Source organism: Klebsiella sp. M041 (assembly GCF_059759695.1).
The window spans coordinates 114865-127010 of record NZ_JCAXWU010000012.1; the positions used below are offsets into that span (position 1 = coordinate 114865).

Consider the following 12146-nt stretch of genomic DNA (forward strand, 5'->3'; position numbering starts at 1 on the left):
GAAACGGTTTCTTTAAAGTATGACCTCAAAGTCCTGCAAAGCGGAGTAGCCCTCGCTTTGTAGGCCAACCATTGAAGCAGCCAGCAGGCCAAATTTCGCGCCGACCCATTTTCCCTTCCCGGCAGCAAAACAAAGAGGAACCTTCCGCCACTCCTCCTCGGCTCGCCAGGAAAATTGACACAGTCCGCCTTCGCCTACAGCCACCTGCAGCTGACACTTGCCGCACTTAAGCTCAGCAAGAACCTGACGAGTTTCGCGCACCACGCCCGCATCGCTCATCCAACCGTGTCGCCACACGAGCCGGTAACTCCCTTGCCCAAACTCCACCAGCAAAGCGGCGTAGCGTTCGCCGTATACGATCAGGCCTCCGGCATCACCGTCCTGAGCGGCATATAACGTTACGCTTGTTTTCGCGCTAAAAGTTAGCGCCGGGAATTTCTGCAGCAACAGCTGCGGCGCCCAGTATAACGCTCTCTGTCCATCGACTTCGGATAATGGGACGCAGCGTAATCGAAGTTCGCCTTCCGCCGGCAGCAGCCACTCAGGGCTGGGGTTAGCCTGCCACTGCCACTGTATTCCCGGTTGGCCTTGCGCAAAATAGTCGCTGGTTTGCGGCGCCAATGCCGGTGAAGGCGTTAACCCTTTAGGACGAGGCCAACGTAAAACCGGCTGTCCGACGCCGCAGTTGCCAATCTGCTCCCCGATACGCGGCCAGCCATCGTTACCCCAGGACATCGGCTGGAGGTGAACCACGCGGCCATAGAGATGTAAGTCCTGGAAATGAACAAACCAGCATTCGCCCTCCTCACCCTCCACCCAGCCGCCCTGATGTGGTCCATTTATCGAGGTGTTTCCCTGGAAAAGCACGTTTTTGGCTTCCCAGGGCCCCGTCATCTGGCGCGCGCGCAGTACCGTCTGCCAGCCATTTTCAACCCCGCCCGCAGGAGCAAAGATGTAGTACCAACCGGCGCGTTGATAAACCTTTGGCCCCTCAAGGGTAGGTAAATCGCAGCAGCCGTCATAGATAATCTGCCCTTCGCCCAGCAATTCGCTGGCGTCCGGCGCCATCGCAAACAACTGCAGTTTATGCTTGATGCCGCTGCGGCTATGGGCGAAGGCATGTACCAACCAGGCCTGACCATTGTCGTCCCAGAACGGGCAGGGATCTATCCAACCTCTGGCCTCGCGCAGGCAGTGCGGAGCGCTCCATTTCCCCCACGGATCCTCGGTATGGCAGATAAAAATACCTTCATCGGGCGTGCTGAAGCAGACCCACAGCTTGCCATCGTGCCAGCGAATCGACGGCGCCCATACGCCCTTACCCGGCTGATACCGGTCATAACCAGGTAGCGGCAGTTCATCCATAACGTGGTTGATGATAGTCCAATTAACCAGGTCCGTTGAATGCAGGATCGGTAAAGCGGGCACATGGTTAAAACTGGAAGAGACCATAAAGAAATCATCGCCTACGCGCACGATATCCGGGTCGGAATAATCGGCGCATAAGATAGGATTCTGGTATTCAGAAGGGGTCATATTTCGCATCTCCTCAGGCCTTTTCCGGAACGGCGTTTAGCGGCAAATGCGTCTCTGAATGCCCCTGCTGCTGGCGCATGGACAGCTCGCGCTGAATTGTCTGCATCATTTTGTCATCCAGCTTATAGAAACGCGCCAGCCACCACAGGAGCAGGTAAGATAGTGATGGACCGAGGGTTAACAGTCCCACAATTCCCATTGTCGCCAGCGGAGTCTGCTCCGTTACGCCCGCCTGATAGCCAAATAGCCCAAGCGAAAAACCTACGGCGGCGCCAGCAACCGCCATGCCCATTTTCAAAGCAAACAGATTACCGGAATAGGATAATCCCGTGATGCGACGGCCAAACTTCCATTCGCCATAATCGGCAGCGTTGGCCATCATGTTCCATTTAAACGGCTGGTACATCTGATGGAAGAAGCCGACCAGGAAGTATAAAGGGAACACCACCGGCAACCAGGTCGGCGGCACAAAGAACATTACGACGCCAACAAGGACCAGCAGGAGGTTGATATTTTTAAACAGCGATACCGCGCGATAGCGCTTGGCCAGCCATCCGGCGGCGATGCTGCCGATAATCGTGCCAACGACGCTGGTGGAAACAAATGCTGATTTCATGGCCGTTCCCGCTGCTGACTCCACACCGCCTAACATCAGGTAGGTTGCATAATAGAGCGTGGCGGCGCTGCGCATAACCCCGGCCATACTGGAGAAAAAAGTAATTATCGCCACAATACGCCACTGGTCATTCGCCAGCAGCTGACGGAGGTCTTCGCGTATGCTCCCCTGCTGTTCAACAGCTGGAGCCACGCGTTCTTTGGTAGAGAAGAAGCAAAAAGCCAGCATTACAATAGCGATCGCGCCCATGATTCCCATTGTCGCCTGAAAACCAAACTGCTTATTTTCTTTACCGAAAAAATCCACCAGGAACAGGGTTGCGACAGAAACCATCAGACCGGCCAGAGATGAGATCGTAAAACGATATGACTGGGCTGAAAGGCGATCCTTCTCATCACGCGTAATGACTCCGCCCAATGCGCAGTAGGGAATATTGATAAAGGTGTAACACAGCATGAGTAAGGTGTAGGTCAGGTAGGCATAAACCAGTTTACCCGATGCGCCAAATTCCGGAGTCGTGAAGGTCATTACCGCCAGCACGGCATAAGGTACGGCAAACCAGATAAGCCACGGGCGAAAATGGCCCCAGCGGGTCTTTACACGGTCTGCAACAATGCCGGTTAGCGGATCGGTAATCGCATCCAGAACCCGCGTCACCAGGAACATCACTCCGACTGCGGCAGCAGAAAGCCCGTAAATATCCGTATAAAACCATGTCAGAAACATGGTTACCGAAGAGTAAACGATACCGCAGGCTGCATCCCCCATGCCATATCCCAGCTTCTCCGCAAATGACAGTTTATTATCGTGATTCACAATATAATCCCTCTCAGATGAAGTGGTATTCACTGTAGAGGCAGGATAAAAACTATCCTATTGTCATTTTTCGCATCGGGTTTATGTTTTCTGTTAACTGAGAAAGTTGTCACACATCTATAAGATTGGTCTTACAAGTTATTGCGCCACCTATTAAAAAGCTGGCGCAAGGCCAGCCTGAGGAGAAAAGTGGAAAGGGGGAGGTTACTTCGCTTTGACGGTCTCTTCGCCCACCAGCCCGATCTTGAGATAGCCCGCCTGATGCAGGGTATCCATCACTTTCATCATCGTCTCGTAATCGACGGTTTTATCCGCGCGGAAGAAGACGGTGGTATCTTTTTTGCCGGCGGTCAGGCTATCCAGGGCGTTAATCATATTCGCTTCGGTCACCGGGTCGTTGCCGAGGAACATGCTCTTATCCGCCTTCACCGACAGGTAGATAGGTTTTTCCGGTCGCGGTTGCGGCTGGCTGGAGGAGGCCGGCAGATTGACCTTCACGTCGACCGTCGCCAGCGGCGCGGCTACCATGAAGATAATCAGCAGAACCAGCATGACGTCGATAAACGGCGTCACGTTGATCTCATGCATTTCGCCGTTATCGTCCAGATTTTCATTAAGACGCATCGCCATAGCCGATCAACCTACCCGTAATTTCTGCGCGCTGCGCACCGGCTTCACGCCGCTGGCGCTGAGGTCCAGGTCGCGGCTTTGCAGCAGGAGTACCTGAGCGGCGACGTCGCCGAGCGAGGCCTTATAGCTGCCGATCATGCGGGCGAAGATGTTGTAGATGACCACCGCCGGGATGGCGGCGAACAGACCGATAGCTGTCGCCAGCAGCGCTTCCGCGATGCCCGGCGCCACCACCGCAAGGTTGGTGGTCTGGGTCTGGGCGATGCCGATAAAGCTGTTCATGATGCCCCAGACGGTGCCGAACAGGCCCACGAACGGCGAAATGGCGCCGATGGTGGCCAGGTAGCCGTTGCCGCGCCCCATATGGCGACCGACGGCCGCGACGCGGCGCTCAAGGCGGAAACCGGTTCGTTCCTTGATGCCTTCATTGTCTTCGGCACCGGCGGAGAGTTCGAGTTCGTTCTGCGCTTCATTGATAAGCTGGGTGGTGAGGCTTTTCGCCTCAAAGGCGCTGGCGATATCGCTGGCCTGATCGAGAGAGCGGGCTTCCGCCAGCTGCTGCTGTTCACGTTTGAGGCGACGCTTGCTGGCGAGGATTTCCGCCCCTTTACCGAAGAAGATGGCCCAGGTGACGACCGACGCCAGAATCAGGCCAATCATCACCACCTTAACGACAATATCGGCATGATGATACATACCCCAAACGGAGAGATCCGCCTGCATCAAATTATTACCCACGCTCTATCTCCACGACGATAATCACAAAATCTGCCCACAATAATATCAAAACGACATCGAATTGATAGTGGTTCTCATTAGTATTTACACTGTGCAGCAAATCACGTTTATTTTCCTTGCGCTTACGCAGTAAAAAAGTGGCTAACCGCGAGCCTGGTAAAATTTTCACCTGTATCGGCAGCGCGCTGGTACAGAAAAGAAGATTCATGCTAGTTTAGACGTCCAGACGTATAAAAACAGGTTCATCAACATGGCTGACAAACATCTTGATACCGCGCTGGTCAACGCCGGGCGGAGCAAAAAATATACTCAGGGCTCAGTGAACAGCGTGATCCAGCGCGCGTCATCGCTGGTTTTCGACACCGTAGAGGCCAAAAAGCACGCCACCCGCAATCGGGCCAACGGCGAGCTGTTCTACGGGCGGCGCGGCACCCTGACCCACTTCTCGCTGCAGGAAGCGATGTGCGAGCTGGAGGGCGGCGCCGGCTGCGCCCTCTTCCCCTGCGGCGCCGCCGCGGTGGCCAACACTATCCTGGCGTTTGTCGAGCAGGGCGACCATGTGCTGATGACCAATACCGCCTATGAGCCAAGCCAGGATTTTTGTACCAAAATTCTCGCCAAACTCGGCGTGACCACCAGCTGGTTCGATCCCTTAATCGGCGCCGATATTGCCCGTCTGGTTCGCCCTGAGACCCGCGTGGTGTTCCTGGAATCGCCCGGCTCCATCACCATGGAAGTGCACGATGTGCCGGCGATCGTCGCCGCCGTGCGTCAGGTCGCCCCGGAAGCGATTATCATGATCGATAACACCTGGGCGGCGGGGATCCTGTTCAAAGCGCTGGATTTTGGCATTGATATTTCTGTTCAGGCAGGCACCAAATACCTGATCGGCCACTCCGACGCCATGGTCGGCACCGCGGTGGCGAACGCGCGCTGCTGGCCGCAGCTGCGTGAGAATGCCTATCTGATGGGGCAAATGCTGGACGCCGATACCGCCTATATGACCAGCCGCGGCCTGCGCACGCTGGGCGTCCGCCTGCGTCAGCATCATGAAAGCAGCCTGCGCATCGCCGAGTGGCTGGCGCAGCATCCGCAGGTGGCGCGGGTCAACCACCCCGCTCTGCCCGGCAGTAAAGGCCATGAGTTCTGGAAGCGCGATTTTACCGGCAGCAGCGGGCTGTTCTCGTTTGTGCTCAACAAGCGTCTCAACGACGCTGAGCTGGCAGCGTATCTCGACAACTTCAGCCTCTTCAGCATGGCCTACTCGTGGGGCGGCTTTGAATCGCTGATTCTGGCCAATCAGCCCGAGCAAATCGCTCACATCCGACCGGATGCGGAAGTCGACTTCAGCGGCACGTTGATCCGTTTGCACATTGGTCTCGAAAATGTTGACGATCTGCAGGCGGATTTAGCAGCGGGCTTCGCGCGTATCGTGTAAAGTGACAGTCAGTGGCAACAATAGCGGACGCTTTTTATCAGAGCGGCCGCTTTTGTTGCGCCCGGGATCAAGGTGCTCGGGTCTCTTCAGGAGTACACTAGTCAACAATACGGTACCACTTAGGAAAGTCCATGGTTGTCATTCAAGAGATTGTCGCCGCGCTGTGGCAACATGATTTTGCCGCACTGGCGAACCCTCATGTTGTGGGCGTTGTATATCTGGTTATGTTCGCGACCCTGTTTCTGGAAAACGGGCTGCTGCCTGCCTCCTTTTTACCTGGAGACAGCCTGCTGCTGCTCGCCGGCGCGCTGATTGCTAAAGGCGTCATGGACTTTGTGCCCACTATCGCCATTCTGACCGCCGCCGCCAGCCTCGGCTGCTGGTTGAGCTATGTACAGGGGCGCTGGCTGGGCAATACGCAAACGGTGAAAGGCTGGCTGGCGCACCTGCCGCATAAGTACCATCAGCGCGCCACCTGCATGTTTGACCGCCACGGTCTGCTGGCGCTGCTCGCGGGCCGCTTTCTGGCATTTGTCCGTACCCTGCTGCCAACCATGGCGGGGATTTCCGGTCTGCCGAACCGCCGCTTCCAGTTCTTCAACTGGCTGAGCGCCCTGCTGTGGGTCGGCGTGGTCACGGGCCTCGGCTATGCGCTGAGCATGATCCCGTTCGTGAAGCGTCATGAAGATCAGGTGATGACCTGCCTGATGATCCTGCCGATTGCCCTGCTGCTGGCTGGCCTGCTCGGCACGCTGTTCGTGGTGATCAAAAAGAAATACTGCAGCGCCTGACGTCGACTGCCGGGGGGCTGCGCCCGCCCGGCCTGCTCCCTCCCCGGTATTACATTCCCTGCATCGTACGAATACGCGCGGCGTCTTCCCCGGGCGTCATCCCGAAGTAGCGCTTAAACTCGCGACTGAACTGGGAAGGGCTTTCATATCCCACCTGTATCGCCGCCGCGCTGGCCTTCATCCCGTCATGGATCATCAGCATGCGCGCCTTGTGCAGACGGTAGGTTTTCAGATACTGCAGCGGCGAAGTGCTGGTCACCGATTTAAAATTATGGTGAAACGCCGATACGCTCATATTCGCTTCCGCCGCCAGCCGATCGACGCTGAGGTTTTCGGTGTATTGACTCTCGATATGCTTGAGTACGCGGCTAATCAGGCTGAAGTGGGTCTGCCGGCTGACCAGCGCCAGCAGCGCGCCGCCGCAGGGTCCCGTCAGCACATAGTAGAGAATTTCGCGGACGATCTGCTTGCCAAGGATCCGCGCGTCCAGCGGCCGCTCCATCACGTCGAGCAGCCGTTCAGCAGCGCACAAGATGTCCTCCGAGAGCACTGCGGAGTTTATCCCGCTGGAGGCGACGGCGGGCTGAAACAGCGGATCCTCGCCAATATCCATCAGCAGCTCCTGCAGCTGCAGGATATCGACGTTCAGGCGCATGCCGGCCAGGGGCACCTCCGGGGTGGCAAAGGTTTCGCATTCGAAAGGCAGCGGTACGGTCAGCAGCAGATATTCGTTTGTATCGTAGCGAAACGTCCGCTCATTGATATAACCAATTTTATGGCCAGAAAAGAGAAAAACGATCCCCGGCTGGTACATCACCGGCATCCGCGGTCCCGGCTGCGTCCCGTACAGCAGGCGGACGTCGGGTAGCAGCGAACTTAACATTTCGTGCTTATCTTTCAGCTGGTTAACCTTTTCTGTCAGAGTCTGACATATCTCTGCGTGTTGCATTGCCACCGTCTCTCCCGATGTTTCTTCACCCGTACATTGTGCGCAGGCCGCCGCGAATTCTCCAGCCATATGGAGAAATAGGCAAGACATAGGCAGAAATGTGCATTGAGGGGCAACGGCGCCAGGACCACAATAACCGTCATCGGGCAGCGGTATCGTCCCTGTCGGCGGTTTTACTCTTTTGAGGACTCAAGCAATGAATAATTTTGACCTGCATACCCCAACCCGCATTCTGTTTGGCAAAGGCGCGATTGAAAAACTGCGTGAACAGATCCCGGCGGAAGCTCGCGTACTGATTACCTACGGCGGCGGCAGCGTGAAAAAAACGGGCGTCCTGGATCAGGTACTGACCGCCCTGAATGGCCTGGACGTCCTTGAATTTGGCGGCATCGAGCCGAACCCGTCTTACGAAACCCTGATGAACGCGGTGAAGCTCGCCCGTGAAGAGAAGGTCACCTTCCTGCTGGCGGTCGGCGGCGGTTCGGTGCTGGATGGCACCAAATTTATCGCGGCAGCAGCCCACTATGACGCCAACATCGATCCGTGGGAAATACTGGAAACCTATGGCAGTAAGATCGCCAGCGCCATTCCAATGGGCTCGGTTCTCACTCTGCCGGCGACCGGTTCTGAATCAAACAAAGGGGCGGTGATTTCGCGGAAAACCACCGGCGACAAACGTGCGTTTATGTCTTCCCACGTTCAGCCGCAGTTCGCGATCCTCGATCCGGTCTACACCTATACCCTGCCGCCGCGCCAGGTCGCCAACGGCGTGGTTGACGCCTTCGTCCATACCGTAGAACAGTACGTCACCTACCCGGTTGACGGCAAAATTCAGGACCGCTTCGCCGAAGGCATTCTCCTGACCCTGATCGAGGATGGCCCGAAAGCGCTGCAGGAGCCGGAAAACTATAACGTGCGCGCCAACATTATGTGGGCCGCGACCCAGGCGCTGAACGGCCTGATCGGCGCTGGCGTGCCACAGGACTGGGCAACGCATATGCTTGGTCACGAACTGACGGCGATGCATGGTCTCGATCACGCCCAGACGCTGGCTATCGTTCTGCCGGCGCTGTGGAATGAGAAGCGCGATACCAAGCGTGAGAAGCTGCTGCAATATGCGGAGCGCGTGTGGCATATCACCGAGGGCTCAGACGACCAGCGCATCGATGCCGCCATCGCCGCGACGCGCCAGTTCTTCGAGCAGATGGGCGTGCCGACCCGCCTCTCCGATTACGGTCTCGACGGTAGCTCCATCCCGGCGCTGCTGGCGAAACTGGAAGAGCACGGCATGACCAAACTGGGCGAGCACCAGGATATCACCCTGGACGTCAGCCGTCGTATCTACGAGGCTGCCCGCTAAGTTACCCCGCCTGATTCACCTCCCCTTACGTTAAACAAACGTCGGGGAGAGGTGTTTTTACTACCGTTTTTAGCTATTTCGTCCAGACTTAATGCTACCCCTCGGCGGATCCTGCTTCGCCGAGTTCATTAACAGGAGGAAGGCATGACACATCCAACCGTTATAAAACTACACGACGGCAACCTGATGCCGCAGCTGGGTCTCGGCGTGTGGAAAGCTGGCAACGAGGAAGTCGTCTCCGCCATTCATAAGGCGCTGGAAGTCGGTTATCGCTCTTTTGACACCGCCGCCGCGTACCAAAATGAGGCTGGCGTCGGCAACGCCCTGCAAAGCGCTGGCGTCAATCGCGATGAGCTATTCATCACCACCAAGCTGTGGAACGACGATCAAAAACGGCCGCACGAGGCGCTGAAAGAGAGCCTCAGCAAGCTGAAGCTGGACTATGTGGATCTCTATTTAATCCACTGGCCGGTGCCGGCTATCGGCCATTACGTCGAGGCCTGGCAGGCGCTGATTGAGCTGCAGCAGCAGGGGCTGGCGAAGAGCATCGGCGTGTGTAATTTCCAGGTGCCGCATCTGCAGAAGCTGATTGATGAAACCGGCGTCGCGCCGGTGATCAACCAGATAGAGCTGCATCCGCTGCTGCAGCAGCGGCAGCTGCACGCCTGGAACGCCACCCACAAGATCCAGACCGAATCCTGGAGCCCGCTGGCCCAGGGCGGTAAGGGCGTCTTCGATCAGAAAGTTATCCATCAGCTGGCTGATAAATATGGCAAAACGCCGGCGCAGATTGTCATCCGCTGGCATCTCGACAGCGGTCTGGTGGTGATCCCGAAATCCGTCACGCCGTCGCGCATCGCCGAAAACTTTAACGTCTGGGATTTCCGCCTGGATAAAGAAGAATTGGGGGAGATTGCCAGGCTGGATCAGGGCAAGCGTCTGGGGCCCGACCCGGATCAGTTCGGCGGATAACAGGGAAAAAAAGCCGGGCAGCGCTGACGCGTGTCCGGCTTGAGAAACCGCCCGGTCAGCGAAACGCTGCCGGGCGCAAAGTCAGGCTTAACGCCCGGCGACTTTACCCCGTTTAACGGGCTTTTTCGCCGTTGCGCCACCGTTAGAACGCTGATGCACAATCGGCGTGTGCTTGGTCAGCGCCGGGCGGGTATGACGGTTCTGGCGACGCGCTTCGCGCATCTCATCCAGAGTCGGCGCCGGCACCAGGCAGTCGCGACGTGAGCCAATCAGGTGTTTCTTGCCCATCGCCTCCAGCGCCTGACGGATCAGCGGCCAGTTGGCCGGATCGTGATAGCGCAGCAGCGCTTTGTGCAGACGGCGCTGTTTATCGCCCTTCGGCACCACCACCTCTTCACTCTTATAGCCGATCTTGCCCAGCGGGTTTTTGCCGGTGTAATACATGGTGGTCGAGTTCGCCAGCGGCGACGGATAGAAGTTCTGCACCTGGTCGAGACGGAAGCGGTGCTTCTTCAGCCACAGCGCCAGGTTCACCATGTCTTCATCACGGGTCCCCGGGTGGGCGGAGATAAAGTACGGGATCAGATACTGCTCTTTACCCGCCTGCTTCGAATAGGTGTCGAACAGCTCTTTAAAGCGGTCGTAGCTGCCCATTCCCGGCTTCATCATCTTCGACAGCGGGCCCTCTTCGGTATGCTCCGGCGCGATCTTCAGATAGCCGCCGACGTGGTGGGTCGCCAGCTCTTTGATATAGCGCGGATCTTCGACCGCGATGTCATAGCGTACCCCGGAGGCGATAAGGATCTTTTTGATGCCCTTCAGCTCGCGGGCGCGACGGTAAAGGTTGATCGTCGGCTCATGGTTGGTATCCATGTGCGGGCAGATATCCGGGTAGACGCAGGAGAGTCGGCGGCAGGTCTGCTCGGCGCGTGGCGATTTGCAGCGCAGCATATACATGTTGGCGGTGGGTCCGCCGAGATCGGAGATCACGCCGGTAAAGCCCGGCACCGTGTCGCGAATGGCTTCGATCTCATTGATGATTGAATCCTCTGAACGGCTCTGGATAATGCGTCCTTCGTGCTCGGTGATCGAGCAGAACGAACACCCGCCGAAGCAGCCGCGCATGATGTTGATCGAGAAACGGATCATCTCATACGCCGGGATGCGCGCATCGCCATAGGAAGGATGCGGCACGCGCTTGTAAGGCAGGGCGAAGACGCTGTCCATCTCTTCGGTGGAGAGCGGGATTGCCGGCGGGTTGATCCAGATGTAGCGCTCGCCGTGCTTTTGCATCAGCGCCCGGGCGCAGCCGGGGTTGGTTTCATGGTGCAGAATGCGCGAGGCGTGAGCGTACAGGACCTTATCGCCTTTCACCTTCTCGAAAGAAGGCAGCAGCACATAGGTTTTTTCCCACGGTTTTGGCCGCGGCGGCTGCACAGTGATGCTTTTCGCTTCCTGTTTCTTCGGCGCGACCGGTTTGTTATCGGCGCATGGCAGATCTTCACCATACGGGTGCGGGATGGGGTCGATTTTGCCCGGGGTATCCAGACGGGTGGAGTCTACGCCGCTCCAGCCCGGGAGAGCCTCTTTCACCATGATGGCGGTATTGCGCACATCGCGGATCTGGTCGATGGTTTCGCCCATCGCCAGGCGATGGGCCACTTCCACCAGCGGACGCTCGCCGTTGCCGAACATCAGCATATCGGCCTTGGAGTCCACCAGCACCGAGCGGCGCACGGTATCGGACCAATAATCATAATGCGCGGTACGGCGCAGGCTGGCTTCGATGCCGCCGAGGATCACGGGCACATCTTTCCACGCCTCTTTACAGCGCTGGGTATACACCAGGGTGGCGCGGTCCGGGCGCTTGCCCGCCACGTTGCCGGCGGTGTAAGCGTCGTCATGGCGCAGCTTACGGTCGGCGGTGTAGCGGTTGATCATCGAGTCCATGTTGCCGGCGGTCACCCCGAAGAACAGGTTCGGTTTGCCCAGACGCATGAAGTCGTCTTTGGTGTTCCAGTCCGGTTGGGAGATGATCCCCACGCGGAACCCCTGCGCTTCCAGCATGCGGCCGCAGATAGCCATTCCGAAGCTCGGGTGGTCGACGTAGGCGTCGCCGGTGACCAGAATAATGTCGCAGCTATCCCAGCCAAGTTGATCCATCTCTTCACGCGACATCGGTAAAAATGGCGCAGGGCCAAAACAGGCAGCCCAGTATTGCGGCCAGGAAAAAAGGTCACGATCCGGTTGGATCAGGGATATTGCGCTCATATTGCTTCCGGGGAAATGATAAAAAAATA

Annotated in this window: 10 protein-coding genes; 4 read left to right on the forward strand and 6 right to left on the reverse strand. The window is 57.3% G+C overall.

The window, feature by feature from the left end:
- Positions 1–12: 12 nt before the first annotated feature.
- The 4 genes from AC6CWS_RS17135 to exbB form a co-directional block, all read right to left on the reverse strand.
- The gene (locus AC6CWS_RS17135) at positions 13–1536 is read right to left on the reverse strand and encodes a glycoside hydrolase family 43 protein (protein WP_080901389.1); all 1524 of its coding nucleotides are present in this window, start codon (positions 1534–1536) and stop codon (positions 13–15) included.
- A gap of 13 nt (positions 1537–1549) precedes the next feature.
- Positions 1550–2968, reverse strand: a complete 1419-nt coding sequence (locus tag AC6CWS_RS17140) for a glycoside-pentoside-hexuronide (GPH):cation symporter (RefSeq protein ID WP_065882661.1) — start codon at positions 2966–2968, stop codon at positions 1550–1552.
- 204 nt (positions 2969–3172) lie between these two features.
- Positions 3173–3598 (reverse strand): TonB system transport protein ExbD, encoded by a 426-nt coding sequence (gene exbD, locus AC6CWS_RS17145; protein ID WP_002916785.1) that lies wholly within the window; start codon positions 3596–3598, stop codon positions 3173–3175.
- A 6-nt stretch (positions 3599–3604) separates the two neighbouring features.
- The gene (gene exbB, locus AC6CWS_RS17150; protein WP_004174395.1) at positions 3605–4336 is read right to left on the reverse strand and encodes a tol-pal system-associated acyl-CoA thioesterase; all 732 of its coding nucleotides are present in this window, start codon (positions 4334–4336) and stop codon (positions 3605–3607) included.
- A 250-nt stretch (positions 4337–4586) separates the two neighbouring features.
- On the opposite strand from exbB, the gene metC reads away from it, so the two are divergent.
- Together metC and yghB are read left to right on the forward strand one after the other, a co-directional pair.
- Positions 4587–5774 carry a cystathionine beta-lyase gene (gene metC / locus AC6CWS_RS17155; protein WP_065882659.1) on the forward strand — a complete coding sequence of 396 codons (1188 nt, stop codon included), beginning with the start codon at positions 4587–4589 and terminating at the stop codon, positions 5772–5774.
- 131 nt (positions 5775–5905) lie between these two features.
- A complete protein-coding gene (gene yghB, locus AC6CWS_RS17160) occupies positions 5906–6565 on the forward strand; it encodes a DedA family general envelope maintenance protein YghB (protein ID WP_004205217.1) in 660 nt (219 codons plus the stop codon).
- A gap of 49 nt (positions 6566–6614) precedes the next feature.
- On the opposite strand, the gene AC6CWS_RS17165 is transcribed toward yghB, so the two are convergent.
- Positions 6615–7514 (reverse strand): AraC family transcriptional regulator, encoded by a 900-nt coding sequence (locus AC6CWS_RS17165; protein WP_032454066.1) that lies wholly within the window; start codon positions 7512–7514, stop codon positions 6615–6617.
- A gap of 196 nt (positions 7515–7710) precedes the next feature.
- Between AC6CWS_RS17165 and yqhD the strand changes: the two genes are divergently transcribed.
- Together yqhD and dkgA are read left to right on the forward strand one after the other, a co-directional pair.
- Positions 7711–8874 (forward strand): alcohol dehydrogenase, encoded by a 1164-nt coding sequence (gene yqhD, locus AC6CWS_RS17170; protein WP_044524721.1) that lies wholly within the window; start codon positions 7711–7713, stop codon positions 8872–8874.
- Positions 8875–9018: 144 nt separating this feature from the next.
- Positions 9019–9846 carry a 2,5-didehydrogluconate reductase DkgA gene (dkgA, locus tag AC6CWS_RS17175; RefSeq protein WP_032454068.1) on the forward strand — a complete coding sequence of 276 codons (828 nt, stop codon included), beginning with the start codon at positions 9019–9021 and terminating at the stop codon, positions 9844–9846.
- A gap of 87 nt (positions 9847–9933) precedes the next feature.
- On the opposite strand, the gene AC6CWS_RS17180 is transcribed toward dkgA, so the two are convergent.
- The gene (locus AC6CWS_RS17180; RefSeq protein WP_023291022.1) at positions 9934–12117 is read right to left on the reverse strand and encodes a YgiQ family radical SAM protein; all 2184 of its coding nucleotides are present in this window, start codon (positions 12115–12117) and stop codon (positions 9934–9936) included.
- Between the last annotated feature and the right edge of the window lie 29 nt (positions 12118–12146).